At 74.0% G+C, this 2,477-nt stretch carries 3 protein-coding genes; 1 reads left to right on the forward strand and 2 read right to left on the reverse strand.

The annotated features are described in order from the left end of the window. Positions 1–343: DUF6525 family protein (locus HMPREF0731_RS25325; RefSeq protein WP_007004175.1), on the reverse strand; the 343-nt coding region annotated here is incomplete at its 3' end. Between the two features lie 237 nt (positions 344–580). Between HMPREF0731_RS25325 and HMPREF0731_RS10915 the strand changes: the two genes are divergently transcribed. Continuing rightward, positions 581–2,269, forward strand: a complete 1,689-nt coding sequence (locus HMPREF0731_RS10915; protein WP_007004176.1) for a methyl-accepting chemotaxis protein — start codon at positions 581–583, stop codon at positions 2,267–2,269. A 9-nt stretch (positions 2,270–2,278) separates the two neighbouring features. On the opposite strand, the gene HMPREF0731_RS25330 is transcribed toward HMPREF0731_RS10915, so the two are convergent. Further along, positions 2,279–2,477 (reverse strand): hypothetical protein (locus HMPREF0731_RS25330; protein WP_007004177.1); only part of this gene is annotated, 199 nt, incomplete at its 5' end.

Consider the following 2,477-nt stretch of genomic DNA (forward strand, 5'->3'; position numbering starts at 1 on the left):
GGCGACGGCCCGGTGCGCCGCCATCGCGCAGCACGGTGGCGCCGGCCGCGTCATGCGGCAGCGCCTGCCGGTGCCGCCCGGCATAGGCGCGGGCGAACAGCGCGCGCTCCAGCGCCTCGCACTGGTCCAGATGGCGCAGCATCCGCCGCTCGGCGCGGGCGCTGCTGCCGGTCTGCCGCCGGAAAAGCTGCCAGAGCTTCAGCGCGTTGACCGCCCAAGGGTCGTAGGCGTGCTGCTGCAGCCGCCGCCGCACCGCCTGCGGCAGCGCGTCGAAACACGCCCATTCGTCGCCGGGCCAGCGCTGCCAATGCGCCTCGCGCAGGGTGGTGTCGTTGCCTGCCATGCCGTCCTGCCGCCAGGGTGGGGGCGGCGCCGGACGCCGCCTCGGGACAGGTTTTGTTATGATATAACGTGACTATTCAGGCAAGCCCCGCCACGGGGGCGATGGCCAGGCTTCCGCTTGGCTGTGGCGCTTCAGACCTCCTTCACCCCCCGCGCGCAGGATGCGGGCAAGACATTGGCCCGCCGGGCCGGCGCGCCAGGACAGCGCGGGACGGCGGCGGGCCCAGGGGGTGGCAGAATGGGCTTTTTCCGGAATCTGCGGATCGGCAGCAAGCTCGGCCTCGCCGTGGGGGCGATGCTGCTGGGCAGCCTCGGCCTGCTCTGGGCCAGCATGAACGGGCTGTCGCGCCAGGCCGCGGAGGCGCAGGATGTGGTCGGCGTCCGCGTGCCGCGGCTGATCCACGCGACGGGCGTCGCCATCGCCATCAACGCCGCCGCGACGGAGGAGAAGAACGCCATCCTGGAGACGGGGGCGGAGGCGGTGCAGCGCCGCCGCGCCGCCTTCGATGCCGAGATGGGCCGGACCCTCGCCGAGTTGCAGGCGCTGCGCGGCCGCGCCTCGCCCGCCCGCGTGCCCCTGGTGGTGCAGGCCGAGCAGGCGGCGCAGGCCTATCGCGACCACGCCGCCCGCATCTTCGAGCTGGCCGCGGCCGGCCGCGACGATGAGGCAAAGCGCGTCTCGCTGAACGAGGCCCGCCTGGCGCGCCGGCAGGTGGTCGAGATCCTGGACAGCATCGTCACCGCCAACCGCCGCGAGATGGCCGACGCGGTGCGCGAGGGCGAGAAGGCCTATGCCTCGCTGCGCATCGAGCTGGCGGTGGCCGCCCTGTTCGGCCTCGGCCTGCCGCTGCTGCTGGTGCTGTGGATCGCCCGCTGGCAGGTCAGCCTGCCGCTCTGCCGCATCACCGGCAGCATGGGCGAGCTGGCCCAGGGCCAGCTGGAGGTCGCGGTGGAGGGCGCCGACCGGCGCGACGAGATCGGCGACCTGGCGCGCACGCTGGAGGTGTTCAAGCGCAACGCGCAGGAGGCCCGCCGCGTGGCGGCCGAGCAGGCGCAGGAGCAGCAGGCCAAGGAGCGCCGGGCCGAGAAGCTGGCCGCCCTGGTGCGCAGCTTCGAGGGGACGGTGAACGGCCTGACCGGCCATCTCGCCGCCGCCTCGACCGAGCTGGAGGCCACCGCCAGCTCCATGTCGCGGATCGCCCGGCAGACCAATGAGGAGGCGACGACGGTCAGCAACGCCGCCCGCTCCACCAGCGGCGGGGTGCAGACCGTGGCGTCGGCGACCGAGGAGCTGACCGCCTCGATCGGCGAGATCAGCCGGCAGGTGGCGCAGGCGACCGCGGTGACCGGCCGCGCCGTGCAGAACGCCCGCGACACCGACAGCACGGTGCGCGCCCTGGCCAGCTCCGCCAACAAGATCGGCGAGGTGGTCAGCCTGATCACCTCGATCGCCGGGCAGACCAATCTGCTGGCGCTGAACGCGACGATCGAGGCGGCGCGGGCGGGCGAGGCCGGCAAGGGCTTCGCCGTCGTCGCCTCGGAGGTGAAGAACCTCGCCAGCCAGACCAGCCGCGCCACCGACGAGATCGCCGCCCAGATCGCCGAGATCCAGGCCGCCACCTCGAACACCGTCAACGCCATCCAGGCCATCGCCGCCACCATCGAGGAGGTCAGCGCCATCACCGTGACCATCGCCGCGGCGGTGGAGGAGCAGAGCGCCGCCACCGGCGAGATCGCCCGCACCGTGCAGAGCACCGCCCAGGCCACCGACGAGGTGACGCGCACCATCGCCAGCGTCAGCCGCAATGCCGGGGAGACCGGCGCCGCCTCGGCCGAGGTGCTGACCGCCGCCGCCGAGCTGTCGCGCAGTTCCGAGAAGCTGCAGGCCGAGGTGGGCAGCTTCCTCAGCGAGGTGCGCGCCGCCTGAGCCGGCGGTTCAGCCCGGCAGGGCCACAAAGTTTCGCAGCACCTGCCGCAGCAGCGCCACCCCGGCGGTGATCTCCGCCGGCGTCAGCCCGGCATAGCCCATCACCAGCCCGGCCATGTCCGGCCGGGCGCCGGCGGCGGCGTAGAGCGGACCGACCGGGTGCAGCCCGAGCCCGGCGGCCCGCGCGGCCTCGACCAGCCCGGCCTCG

Origin of the sequence: Pseudoroseomonas cervicalis ATCC 49957, assembly GCF_000164635.1 — a bacterium.
In the GTDB taxonomy this organism is placed as follows: Bacteria; Pseudomonadota; Alphaproteobacteria; order Acetobacterales; family Acetobacteraceae; genus Pseudoroseomonas; species Pseudoroseomonas cervicalis.